Genomic DNA, 11,741 nt, shown 5'->3' on the forward strand with positions numbered 1-11,741 from the left:
TGTCCGTTCTCATTGATTCTGGGGCATTCTCATTGAATCTGGGGTAAGTGCGTGTCTTTCTCATTGAATCTGGGGCACGAGGCTTAGCGTTTATGTGTGCTGACGTCGGCTGTTTCGGCTGGGCCAGGTGTAGCGAGTGCAGTGGACTTGGAGTTCAACACCCGCGAGGGATGCACGCGGCAATCGCTGGACCGATGTGCTGCAACCCGGTTTGAGTTGGACTGTTCACCAGTGCGGAATTTCCCCTCGTTTCGAGGTCAGCGTAACTTTCCCGGGCTGTGGTGGTTCGCCACAACCGGCGCACATGTAGGTCACGAGTCCTGGGTAGAACGTGACCAGTTGATGGCGTTGGATGCCGATCCGGATGTTGTTGGTGTTCTGTCGCAACCATTTTGGATTCATTGGCGTGACGGCACGCGGCATGCTCCTGACTACTTCGTGCGGCGCCGCGATGGATCTGTCGTCGTAGTCGACGTTCGTGAGGACGACCGGATCTCTGACGCTGATCGGGACGTGTTCGATCGGTCTGCCGCCACGTGCGCGATGGTCGGTTGGGATTACCTGCGTGTCGGTTCCCTCGATCCAGTGCTGCGGGCGAATCTACGTTGGTTGTCGGGTTATCGGCATCCGCGAGTATTGAAGATCGGTTTGGCTGATCAACTGGCGGAGGTCTTCGCTCGGGTCCGTCCGTTGATGGCTGGTGTGCACGCGGTCGGGACTCCTTTGGTGGTGCTGCCCGTACTGTTTCATCTGCTCTGGCACGGCCGTTTAGTTGCCGATCTGCAAGGAGCGGCACTTGGCGACGACACGGCGATTGGCCTCGGGACCGGGTGGTGACCTGACGTGCGAACGGGTGTCGTCCGAGAGGGAGACGAAATCCGTTTATCAGCAGGTGTTTTCACCGTCGTAACCCTGTCGGGCGGATCAGCTCGACTGGTTGACGCTGTCGGCGAGCAGATTGTGGTGCCGCTCTCGCAGCTGATGGTTGATCCGGCATTGGAATTGGTGTCGGGGTCGCGACCGCCACTGTGTTCTGAGGAAATGCTGGCTGGCATTCCCGAGGCAGCCGTCGAGCAAGCACGGTGGTGGGAGCGCCACATCGTGGAGATCCTCAGCGGCCGCCCGCCTGGGACGGCCGCGGGCATTCGTCCCCGCCCAGAGTTCGACACGGCGAAACGATCTCTGCGGCAGCGTGAGCTGGCCAAGTTGGACGAGCTGCGTGCCGCCGGCCACGACGTGAGTCGGAATGCGTTGCAGCGTCGCCGATTTGCCTACGAACGGGACGGGCTCCTGGGAGTGGTTGACGGGCGCCATAATCGGCGGCGCGCGGTATTCGGCCGTGTGGACGACCGTGTCGTCGCCGCGGTGCGGGATGCGATCGAGGGCGAGACCGACCTGTCAACGGGAACGGTGCAGCGTCTGCAACGGCGGGTCGCCAAGACGCTGGTGGCCACCTATGGTGCCGACGACGCGCCCGCGATGCCGTCGCAGCCCACCTTCTACCGGCTGGTCAAGCGCCTCGCGGAAGGACGGCACACGTTCGGGTCAGCACGGACGCGGCGATCGCTGTCCAAGCAGCCCGATGGCCCATTCGGGTCGATCACCGTGGTGCGCCCCGGCGAGATGGTGGAAATCGATTCAACCCTTCTGGATGTACGGGTAGTGCTCGATGACGGCATGGTAGACCGAGTCGAGCTGACTGCGATGGTCGACAACGCTACGCGGTCCATCCCGGCCGCGGTGCTGCGACCGACGACCAAAGCAGTGGACGCGTCACTGCTCTTGGCGCGGGCATTGACGCCCGAACCGATGCGCCCGGGATGGGCCGATGCGCTGCGGATGTCCCGGTCGGTACTTCCGCACCACAGCCTGACCAGTGTCGATCAGCGCCTGGCCGATGCTGCGGCCAGGCCGGTGATCGCTCCCGAGACGATCGTCTGCGATCACGGGAAAGCGTATCTGTCCCAAACATTTCGGCAAGCGTGCTGCACATTGGGGATCAATCTGCAGCCGGCTCATCCCGACTGCCCGACCGATAAGCCGAAGATCGAGCGGACATTGCAGTCGGTGGGCACCCTGTTCGCACAGTACGTGGCCGGTTACGTCGGTTCATCGGTGGAGCGGCGTGGGAAAAACGCCGAGGACGACGCGGTGTGGTCGATGATTGAGCTGCAGGCGCTGCTGGACGAGTGGATCATCGCGGTGTGGCAGAACCGCCCCCACGATGGCCTGCGGGATCCGGTGACGCCGGGGAAAGCGTTGTCTCCCAACGAGAAATACACTGCCCTCGTTGAGGTGGCTGGCTATGTACCGGTCCCACTGGACGCCGACGACTATATCGAATTGCTTCCCGTGCAGTGGCGCACAATCAACAGTTACGGGGTCCGGATCAACCATCGCACCTATGACGCCAAGGCGCTCAACCCATACCGGCGCCAGCATTCCGGGGTCGATGCCCGTAACGGACAGTGGGAAGTGCACTACGACCCGTATGACGTGTCGAGGATTTGGGTGCGCAATCACCACGAAGACGGATGGCTGGCCGCGACGTGGACGCACCTTCGGTCCTCGCCGGTGCCGTTCGGCGAGACACTGTGGCGCCACGCCCGCTCCGTAGCCGACCGCAGAGGGGCCCAGAAGACCCAGGAAGCGGAGATTGCGGCCATCGCGGAGGACTTGCTGGACCGCGCCGCCGCTGGGCCGCAGCAGCAGACGAAAGCCGAGCGCCGAGTGACTGGACGGACCAGCGCCGCGAGCGCCGGCCGGGACTGGCCGGACCCGACGGAATCATCCGAACATCATGGCCCGTCACCGTCGGAACGGGCCGCCGACAACGAGACTTTCGACGATGACGGCGAGATGGCGGAGGTCATACCCCTGCCGGTGTTTGATGCACGCAAGGAGGCCCAAACGTGGCGACTGTGACCGAGATTGCGGCGGTGGGTCAGTTAGAGGATCGCCGCCAGCCGACCACGACGCTGGAGGGCTGGCGGCGTTTTGTTGATGCCGATCCGCCGGAGTTCACGTTGCTCGCCGACGACGAGTGGGCCAGCCTCGGTGAGGACGAGCGGACGGCCTACAACGAGGCCCGGGTTGCGCATCATTCGGAGCTGGTGGTGGTCACCACGTCGGCGATCGAAGCGATCACCCATCAGGGCCGGCTGTTGACATTGCTCAACCAGCGCGAGATCGGGGCCCGGCGCGGGCTGATCATCTCCGGCGGGGCAGCGACGGGGAAAACTACGGCGATCAAGCAACTGGGTCGGTTTCACGAATTGCGCACCCGTGCACGGTTTCCCGGCGATGAGAGCCGGATTCCGGTGGTGTATGTGACGGCCCCGCCGAAAGGGTCGCCCCGCAAGTTGGCGATGGAGTTCGCACGGTTTCTGGGGCTTCCCACGCTCAATCAGCGGATGAACGTGACCGATATTTCCGATGCCGTGTGCCAGGTGCTCATCGATGCCCGTACCGACATCGTGGTGGTCGATGAAATCCACAACCTCAACCTCGACACCCGCGCCGGCGAAGAACTGTCCGACCACCTCAAATACTTCACCGAGCATCTGCCTGCGACATTCGTTTACGCCGGGATCGAAGTGGAACGCTCGGGGCTGTTCACCGGCACGCGGGGACGGCAGTTGGCCGGCCGTTGCGGGGTGATCCACACCAGCGCATTCCCCGACGCCAAGGAGTGGCGACAACTCGTCGCCGCCATGGAAGGTACCTTGCGTCTGCATCGACACGAACCGGGAAGCCTTGTCGCCCAGGCCCGTTACCTGCACCGCCGCACCGGCGGGATGATCGGCAGCCTGGCCCACTTGATCCGGGCTTCAGCAATCCAAGCGATGCTCGACGGCACCGAGCACATCACCCGCGAGGCCATGGACGATATTTTGATCGACTACGCCGCCCACACGGCCGCGGCCCGCACGGCCAGCTGACGTGGCAACTGTCAGGCCGTGGCCGCGCGGACCACGCCAGCGGCTCCCGCGAACGATCGCACCGTTCCGTTGGGAAGCCGTATCGTCCTACATCGACAGGCTGGCCCGCGCCAACCATATCGGCGTCTCCACACTGCGCGGCCATGTCGCCGAATCATGCGCAGCCCGGCCGCGACCGGACTGGTTGGCCGTCGTCAGCGGCCAACCTGAGCAGGTAATCCGGTCCCGTCTCTGCGGGCTTGCTGGCGACCCCACCGCGCTCAAGCAATATCTCCGCCGCCCTTTGTGTCAAAGATGTATGGCACGCAAGGGAATACACGAACCCGTCTACTGCTACCTGCCTGCACATGTCTCCGTATGCCACCGTCACCGACGCTGGATCGGTTCACCAACGCGCGTTCTTGACGACCAGGTGGATCTTCGTGACCGGCCCACGGTGCTCAGTGCCGGGCGCACGCATCGGCGCTTGGCCCGTCAGTATTCAGAGGTCGACCTTCATGACGCCTTGGGCGACGCCCGCCACATCCTGGTCTTCTGGGCTCACGCAGAGCGTCACGTGGCGGCGGGGATTCTGCAGAATGGCCTAGAAGCGCACGTGGTGGCCTACCCCGATGTGATCGCCGTAGCCGCAACATTGCTCACAGCTCGCCCTCGGGTTGAACAGCCCAGGACGCCAACGGAACCCGCCTGGCCGACGCTACTGCTCGACCGCATCAACGAACGCACCGGCGCCCACCATGCCGACGCCACCCCCGTCGAGCAATGGGCGCAGTACCGACGCCTATTCGCCACTGCCGTATTGACGACACGCTCAGACGGCGCAGAACTGGGGACTGTGGATTTAACGGTGTTTCCGGCCTGACACGCTGAGCGATGCTCGGCGAGAAAGGTGCCGTGATGACGACACTGGACGATGTGACCAAGAAGAAGCAGGTTGAGCAGTCCGCTGAGCAGCAGGCTGCCGTCGAGCTGGTTCGGCTGGCCCAGGAACAGGGCCTGTCGCTGACCGGGCCTGACGGGCTGCTCAAGCAGCTGACCAAAACGGTCCTGGAGACCGCGCTGAATGAGGAGATGACCGAGCACCTCGGCTATGAGAAACACGACCCGCCCGAAGCGGGGACGGGCAACATCCGCAACGGCACCCGATCCAAGACTGTGCTGACCGACACCACCGGCCCGGTCGAGCTCGACGTGCCGCGCGATCGGGCATCGACGTTCGAGCCGCAGATCGTCAAAAAACGCCAGCGCCGGCTCTCCGGCGTTGATGAGGTCGTGCTGTCGTTGTACTCCAAAGGGTTGACCACCGGGGAGATCTCGGCTCATTTCGCCGAGATCTACGGTGCGTCGGTGTCCAAGGAGACGATCAGCCGGATCACCGACAAAGTGCTCGAGGAGATGAACGAGTGGACGGTGCGGCCGCTGGATGAAACCTACGCCGCGATCTTCATCGACGCGATCGTGGTGAAGGTCCGCGACGGCCAGGTCGCCAACCGCCCGTTCTACGCCGCCATCGGGGTCACCCTCGGCGGGGAACGCGACATCCTGGGCCTGTGGGCCGGCACCGGCGGTGAGGGCGCCAAATTCTGGATGGCCGTGCTCACCGACCTACGCAACCGCGGCATCAAGGACACCTTCTTCGTCGTCTGCGACGGTCTGAAGGGACTGCCCGAGGTGGTCGGCAACGTGTGGCCGCAAGCCATCGTGCAAACCTGCATCATTCACCTGATACGCAACACATTCCGGCTCACATCACGTAAGTACTGGGATGAGATCAAGCGCGACGTGAAACCGATCTATACCGCAGTCAACGCTACCGCGGCCCGTGCGGCGTTCGACGAGTTGGCCGAGAAATGGGGGCAGCGCTACCCGGCAGTAATCCGTTTGTGGGACAACGCCTGGAACGAGTTCATCCCGTTCCTGGACTACGACGTGGAGATACGGCGGGTGATCTGCTCGACGAATGCGATCGAGTCACTGAACGCCCGCTACCGCCGCGCCATCAAGGCCCGCGGGCACTTCCCGTCCGAGCAGGCCGCGTTGAAGTGTCTCTACCTCGTGACCCGATCGCTGGACCCGACCGGTGTTGGCAGGGCACGATGGACGATGCGGTGGAAACCTGCGTTGAATGCATTTGCGATCACTTTCGGCGACCGATTTCCGGCAGCCGAAACCTACTGATGAAGACCGCCGGAAACACCGTTAACGAGATAGTCCCCAGAACTGGCGTGTCGCGCTTAGGGGTCGGCAGTCTTGAATGTGCCTTATCAGTAAGGCACTTGTGGTGTGCATCTGACTGTGTCCGACGGTTGTATCTATCGGCTTTCTAATCGTTAGGGACAGTGGTATCTGGCTGGGTGTATCGGCCGGTGAATCATCACCGGCGGCGCTGCTTGCCGGTGATTGGCCGGCGGTGGGTGGTCCAGTACGCGGCCACCGCGCTGACCACCACAGCGAAGGCGGCAATGACGCTGGCCGGGAGGGCGTGGTCCTGCAGCCATCCGGTCGCGGTGGCCGACCAGCCGGTGAGCAGGTTGCCGCCGCTGGCGGTGTGCCCGGTGGCCGCGGGCAGCCAGTACCACGCGAGGTAGGCGCCGGTGGCGATGAGGACAACGGCGGTGACGCGGGTCCCGTGGCGGGCGAGGATACCCAGATGCCGGGTCAGGGCCGTGCCGGCGATGGCGGTGCCGACGCTGACCAGCATCAAGATGGTGGCGGCACCGGCTGTGTATGCGGTGAACACTGCCAGCAGACCGCCCCATCCGCTGGTGGCCTGGGCCTGGGCGATCACCGCGAGCAGTACCCCGAAGGTGCAGGACAGTGACGCCAGGGCGTAGCCGATTCCGGCCGCGAGCACACCACCGGCTGTTGGGGAGTCCGGCCGATGACGCGTCCGGGCAGGCATACGCAGACCGATGGTGCGGCCGGTGAGCATGAAGCCGCCCAAGATGGCCAGGGTGAGCCCGATCGTGATCCCGAGCCAGGGAGCAGCCGTCACCAGGGTCCGGGCACCGGCACTGATCGCGATACCGGCGAGGGTGAGGGTGCCGGTGAACCCGATGGTCAGGACGGCCCCGGTGCGCAGTGCCCGGGCCAGCCGCACGAGCACCGCATCGGTGCCGCCGGTGGCGATGGTGCCGGTGATCCACGCCGGTAGCAGCGCGAACCCGCAGGGGTTGACCGGGGCGAGCATGCCAGCGGTAAACGCGAGCGCGAGCAGGTTCACCGTGCGGCGCTGCTGCCGAGGGCGGCCAGGATCTGATCCTGGGACGGGGCGTGGCCGCGGTAGCTGATCTGCCCGGACGGGTCGATGACGAGGGCGGTGGTCGGCGCGGTCACCTGGTAGCGGCTGGTCAGGGCCCCGTTAGTATCGACGACCGCGGGCAGGCTGGTGCCGCCGATCTGGTCCAGGAAGTGGCGAACATCGGCGGGTTTCTCGGTGGGGACGATGTCGACGGCTAGGAACTTGGCGCTGCCTCCGGCTTTCTCCACGGCCGCCCGAGCAGCGGCCAGGGATTTACCGCCGCCGACGCATTCGCCGCACCCGTAGGAGAAGAACAGGATCGCGGTCGGGGCGGCAGCGGGCAGTTCGACGGTTTTGCCGTCCACCGTGGTCAGTGTCGCCGCCGTCGCCTGGGTTGTGGCGTTGGCGTGTGGCGGTGAGGTCGGATTGCTGGTTGTGGCCGATTGGCCGCACGCGGTCAGCGCGCCCGCTGCCAGCATCACAGCCGTAACGCCCGCCCACCTGTGGGGTGTAAACGAACGCGTTTCAGACATTGTCGATGCTTCCTTTCGTCAGGTCGTCGAGCGTGTGCGTCGCGGGTGAATGGCTGTCGGCGGGACAGCAGTGATCGCCGCGTTGACCGCGGCGGGCGAAGGCGACCACAGCCGCCAGCAGCAGCGCGACGGCTGCCCCGATGACCCATGGATTCTCGAGCAGTCCACACACGGCGGCGAGCGCGCCGCCGGCGATCAGGACTGGCGCGGCGCAACACAGGGCCGTCACCAGCACCGCTGCCGCACCCAGCAGCACGGGATTTCTTCGTGGACGTTGATTCATTGATTTCTCCTCATCAGGTTGGGTGCGGCTGGTCAGCTGCAGCAGCCGGGGTGGGCAGTTGGCGGGGTATGGAGCTGGGTAAGGATTTGTGTGGTCAGGGCTGCGCCGAGTTGGTGGGCCTCAGCGACGCTGACGATCTGACCTTCGGGGTGCTCGGCGAGCCACGGCGCGGCGTCCTGCGCGCAGGTGAAGTAGTGCACCTGGTTGCAGAATGAGGACCGGATCGAGGTGAGGTCGTCGGGGTTGACCAGCGAGACCACCGCGGTCTCGGGCTGCACGCTGGTGACACCGTTTTCGCCGACCGAGACCCTGATCGGGTGCCCGCTGACGGGTGATTCGGATTCGATGCTGGCGGGCCGGTCCAGGATGGTGGGAAAGATGAGGGTGTCCAGGGCGCACCAGGTGTAGAGCTCTTGGCCGGCCACGGTGAATCGGTGGCGGGTCGGGCGCAGGGTCAGGCCCTGGCCGACGATGCGGCCCTGCTCGTCGTATTCGGTGTCGGGTACCGCGGCCAGACGCCGGGTCACCTCGTCAACCGGGAGGCCGACGGCCGCGGCGAGCGCCTCCACGGTGACCGGCTCGCCGGCGGCGAGCAGCCGCAGCAACGGCACCAGCATCGTCGGGTCGAGCCCGGACTCTTCCGGAATGGTCAGGCGGTCAAGGAAATTGGGCATCAGGAACCTTTCGAGTGAGCCATGCGTCAGGATGCGCAGCAGGACAGTCGGGACATATCGGCGCTGAAGGACTGGGCGGCGATTTTGATGCCTTCGGCCATGGTCAGATACGGGGCCCAGGACCCGGCGACCTGGTCGACGGTCATCGCGGCGTCGAGGATGTAGACCGCGGCGGCGGCGATCTCGCCAGCATCCTTGGCGACGGCGGTGATGCCGTGGATGCGGCCGGTGCCGGCGTCGGCGACGAGTTTGATGAAACCGCGGGTGTCTCGGTTGACCACCGCACGCGGCACATGTTTTAGCGGCAGCACCCGGCAGTCGCACCGTGTCCCGGCGGCGAGGAGCTCGGCCTCGGTCGTCCCGGCCGCACCGACCGCGGGGCTGGTGAACGTCACGCGGGGCAGATGGCGGTAGTCGACCCTGCGGCCGGCGTCGGTGAAGATGTTGTCGGCGACCATCGCGCCGTGATGGGCGGCGACGTAGACGAACTCGCGGTGCCCGGTCACGTCGCCGGCCGCCCAGATCCGTGGGTTCGACGACTGCAGCCCGTCGCTCACCACGACCTCGTTGTTCTCGCCGGTTTTGACCTGCACCGCTTCGAGATTCAGGCCGTCGGTGTTCGGACGGCGGCCGGTGGCGACGAGGACTTTCGCGGCACGGAACTGCTGCGTTCCGCCGGTGATGGTCGCGGTGACCGTGACCTGATCGTCGGCCTGCTCGACCTCGCTCACCGTGGCGCGGCGCACCACCCGGATGCCGTCGTCGGCGAACACCTCCAGCAGCGCCATGCCGACTTCCGGCTCTTCCTTCGATGCCAGCGTGGAGCGGACCAGCACCGTCACCGTTGACCCGAGCCGGGCGAACAGTTGCGCCTGCTCCAACGCGACGTAGCCGCCGCCGATCACCAGCAGCGACTCCGGGACCTCGGTGACTTCCATCGCGGTGGTCGAGGTCAGGTAGGCGACGCCCTCGAATGCGGGCGGGATGACTGGGTTCGCGCCGGTGGCGATCAGGTAGTGCTCGGCCTCGATGGTGGCATCGCCGACCTCGATGACGGGCGCGTCCGGGGTTCCGGCGAACCGCGCTTGGCCCTGAATGCGCTGCCAGCCATACGATTCGGCCACGTTGAGGTACTTCTCTGAGCGCAGCGACTCCACCAGATCGTGCGTGCCGGCGATCAGGGCCGCCATGTCCACCGGGCCGGCCGTGGTGGCGATCCCCGGGAACCGGGCAGTGTCGGCTGCGGTATGCCGGGCCTCGGCCGCTGCGATCAGGGCCTTTGACGGCACGCAGCCGGTGTTGACACACGTGCCACCGAAGATGCCGCGCTCGATCATGACGACGGACTTGCCGAGCGCGGTAGCGCGGATCGCCGCGGCCATCGCCGCGCCGCCGGAACCGATGACCGCGAGGTCCAATCCCTGACTCATGCACCCATCCTTGACCTTCAAGTAGGCTTGAAGGTCAAGTGTTCTGAGGAGACATCGTGAGAATCGGGAAGCTCGCCGAGGCGACCGGGGCCACCACCGCGACGCTGCGCTACTACGAAGACGAAGGCCTGCTCCCGCCCGCCGAACGTTCCCCGGCGGGGTATCGCGACTATGCCGCCGACACGATCGCCCGGGTCGGCTTCATCCGACGGGGACAGGCCGCCGGGTTCAGCCTCGCCCAGATTCGGCAGATCCTCGACATCCGTGACAGCGGCCACGCGCCGTGCACGCACGTGCGCGACCTGCTCGACATCCGACTGACCGACCTCGACGAGCAGATCAGCGCACTGGTGGCACTGCGCGAGACCATCGCCCGGCTGCGGCAGGGCGCCGAAAGCGTCGACCCGGAATCATGCAGCGCCGATGACGTATGTCGATACCTCTAGGAGCCACCTCCGTGGCACCGGAGGCATGTATTTCGTCAAGTCCGTTGACCCCGGCAGTCGTCATGAATTTCCGCCCCACTGGAGGTCGTTGGTGCGCGGGAGCGCGGGGCCTGCTGAGCAGTAGGCTCACCCGATGCGGTGGGATTTCACTCGAAGCTGGTCGCATTGGCCGTGCTGAGCCCAGCCACACTCGTTCAGGCGATCGCCACCTTCGCCATCACCAATATCGACGACATCGTGGTCCTCGCGGTGATGTTCGGCCAGGCGCCCGGTCATCGTGGCGCAGCCATCCGAGTGACCGCCGGTCAGTACCTCGGCTTCACCGCCATCTTGGCAGTTTCGGTCGGCGGCGCACTCCTGGGTGCCACGCTGCTTCCTCCAGCCGCACTGCCGTACTTCGGGCTGCTGCCCATCGTGTTGGGGCTGCGGGCGGCATGGCTGGCCTGGCGGGATCGCCGCACCCAACCGGCGCCGACCGATGATCCCGCAACACTGTTGACGCCTGGCACCTGGCAGGTCGCAGTCATCACCTTCGCCAACGGCGGCGACAACATCGGCGTGTACGTTCCGATCTTCGCCGTCTCAACGATCGCCACCATCGGTGTTTACATCATCGTGTTCCTCATCGGTGTGGCCATCTGGTGCGCGGCCGGCCGATATTTCGCCTCCCACCCGATCATCGCCAAAGCACTCTCACGCTGGGGCCACATCGTTCTGCCCGTTGCACTGATCACAATCGGGGCCCTCATCCTCATCAAAGGCGGAGCGTTCGCCCTCTAGCTCGGAGCAACTTCACCACTCAGGGCCAGGAGGCGCTCCTGCATCGGCATGTGTTGGCGTTCAACCACTTTGGTGATGTCCCGGCCCGTATCCGCTATGACAATCTAAAACGGGCGGTGGCCAAGGTGCTCAAAGGCCGCAGCCGGCACCCGAACTACCAACACGAGCGAGCGCACCACAGAATCATGATCGTGTGTCACGAGAGACACGATCACAGTAGTTATACCGAAGACGTACCCGAGCCAACGGAATCGACAGGAGACCATTCCGGCTACCCTGCTGCGCTCGCAGCCGGGCGCGGAAGCAGGGTTGCCCCAGATTCAATGAGAAACGTCGCGATCGAAATTCTCATCCAATCTGGGGCAATGCAGGTCAGACTAGTAAATGTGCCCCAGATTCAATGAGAACGGACA

Annotated in this window: 12 protein-coding genes; 7 read left to right on the forward strand and 5 right to left on the reverse strand. The window is 65.1% G+C overall.

Translation table 11 applies throughout. The features are described 5' to 3' along the window. The first annotated feature begins 96 nt into the window (after positions 1–96). From NM203_RS32790 to NM203_RS32810, 5 genes are all read left to right on the forward strand, one after another. On the forward strand, positions 97–837 hold the full coding sequence (locus NM203_RS32790) for a TnsA-like heteromeric transposase endonuclease subunit (RefSeq protein WP_011894084.1): 741 nt from the start codon (positions 97–99) through the stop codon (positions 835–837). Between the two features lie 123 nt (positions 838–960). Continuing rightward, a complete protein-coding gene (locus NM203_RS32795) occupies positions 961–2,925 on the forward strand; it encodes a TnsB C-terminal domain-containing protein (protein ID WP_005148662.1) in 1,965 nt (654 codons plus the stop codon). Further along, positions 2,913–3,941: a TniB family NTP-binding protein gene (locus NM203_RS32800; RefSeq protein WP_005148661.1), complete on the forward strand. Its 1,029-nt coding sequence runs from the start codon at positions 2,913–2,915 to the stop codon at positions 3,939–3,941. The genes NM203_RS32795 and NM203_RS32800 overlap by 13 nt, the downstream gene beginning before the upstream one ends. A gap of 298 nt (positions 3,942–4,239) precedes the next feature. Next, complete coding sequence (locus NM203_RS32805; RefSeq protein ID WP_255065254.1) at positions 4,240–4,803, forward strand: hypothetical protein; 564 nt, start codon at positions 4,240–4,242, stop codon at positions 4,801–4,803. A gap of 35 nt (positions 4,804–4,838) precedes the next feature. Continuing rightward, positions 4,839–6,119, forward strand: coding sequence for an IS256 family transposase (locus tag NM203_RS32810; protein ID WP_255065255.1), 1,281 nt, complete (start codon positions 4,839–4,841; stop codon positions 6,117–6,119). Between the two features lie 196 nt (positions 6,120–6,315). Here the strand turns inward: NM203_RS32810 and NM203_RS32815 are convergent, their stop codons facing one another. Genes NM203_RS32815 through merA form a run of 5 tightly spaced genes read right to left on the reverse strand, consistent with a single transcriptional unit; the run spans position 6,316 to position 10,102 of the window. Further along, on the reverse strand, positions 6,316–7,164 hold the full coding sequence (locus tag NM203_RS32815; protein ID WP_005148659.1) for a cytochrome c biogenesis CcdA family protein: 849 nt from the start codon (positions 7,162–7,164) through the stop codon (positions 6,316–6,318). Further along, on the reverse strand, positions 7,161–7,661 hold the full coding sequence (locus tag NM203_RS32820) for a TlpA family protein disulfide reductase (protein ID WP_225433764.1): 501 nt from the start codon (positions 7,659–7,661) through the stop codon (positions 7,161–7,163). The genes NM203_RS32815 and NM203_RS32820 overlap by 4 nt, the downstream gene beginning before the upstream one ends. A 46-nt stretch (positions 7,662–7,707) precedes the next feature. Then, positions 7,708–7,998: a mercuric ion transporter MerT gene (locus tag NM203_RS32825; protein ID WP_005148657.1), complete on the reverse strand. Its 291-nt coding sequence runs from the start codon at positions 7,996–7,998 to the stop codon at positions 7,708–7,710. A gap of 32 nt (positions 7,999–8,030) precedes the next feature. Next, on the reverse strand, positions 8,031–8,672 hold the full coding sequence (gene merB / locus NM203_RS32830; protein ID WP_005148656.1) for an organomercurial lyase MerB: 642 nt from the start codon (positions 8,670–8,672) through the stop codon (positions 8,031–8,033). A 26-nt stretch (positions 8,673–8,698) separates the two neighbouring features. After that, positions 8,699–10,102 carry a mercury(II) reductase gene (merA, locus tag NM203_RS32835; RefSeq protein ID WP_005148655.1) on the reverse strand — a complete coding sequence of 468 codons (1,404 nt, stop codon included), beginning with the start codon at positions 10,100–10,102 and terminating at the stop codon, positions 8,699–8,701. A gap of 56 nt (positions 10,103–10,158) precedes the next feature. Between merA and NM203_RS32840 the strand changes: the two genes are divergently transcribed. Together NM203_RS32840 and NM203_RS32845 are read left to right on the forward strand one after the other, a co-directional pair. Then, entirely contained in the window at positions 10,159–10,548 is a 390-nt protein-coding gene (locus tag NM203_RS32840; protein ID WP_005148625.1) for a heavy metal-responsive transcriptional regulator, read from the forward strand. 138 nt (positions 10,549–10,686) lie between these two features. After that, a complete protein-coding gene (locus tag NM203_RS32845; RefSeq protein WP_079481877.1) occupies positions 10,687–11,328 on the forward strand; it encodes a cadmium resistance transporter in 642 nt (213 codons plus the stop codon). The last annotated feature ends 413 nt before the right edge of the window (positions 11,329–11,741 follow it).

It is taken from the genome of Mycolicibacterium arenosum, from assembly GCF_024320865.1.
Taxonomy (GTDB): domain Bacteria; phylum Actinomycetota; class Actinomycetes; order Mycobacteriales; family Mycobacteriaceae; genus Mycobacterium; species Mycobacterium arenosum.